We start from the raw sequence: 244 nt of genomic DNA, 5'->3' as shown, positions 1-244 counted from the left end.
TCTTACGTTCTCCATCAACGCACATAACCCTTATGCCTATCTGAAAGCCGAGAAGGCTCTACACCGACTCCTGCCCATATCTCCTTTTCACTCATCACCCCCTACACATACCTCCTTCCTATCCTCTCATCTCCTACCCCACATTCATCATACCATTCAATTCCACATTCCCACACACCATCTCAACATTCATACCTACCCCCCGACTCCCCCCCCTCCACACCATATCAATACCACCGACTCT

The 244-nt window shown here is 49.6% G+C and carries 1 pseudogene; it reads left to right on the top strand.

Features of this window, described 5'->3' with window-relative positions:
* Positions 1-13: 13 nt before the first annotated feature.
* Positions 14-244 (top strand): annotated as a pseudogene (prfB, locus tag FS628_RS33525) (peptide chain release factor 2); the annotation flags it as partial.

The organism is Paenibacillus xylanexedens (genome assembly GCF_007676705.1).
Taxonomy (GTDB): domain Bacteria; phylum Bacillota; class Bacilli; order Paenibacillales; family Paenibacillaceae; genus Paenibacillus; species Paenibacillus xylanexedens_C.
The sequence above is the reverse complement of the archived record's forward strand: the minus strand, read 5'-3'. Positions and strand labels throughout refer to the sequence as shown.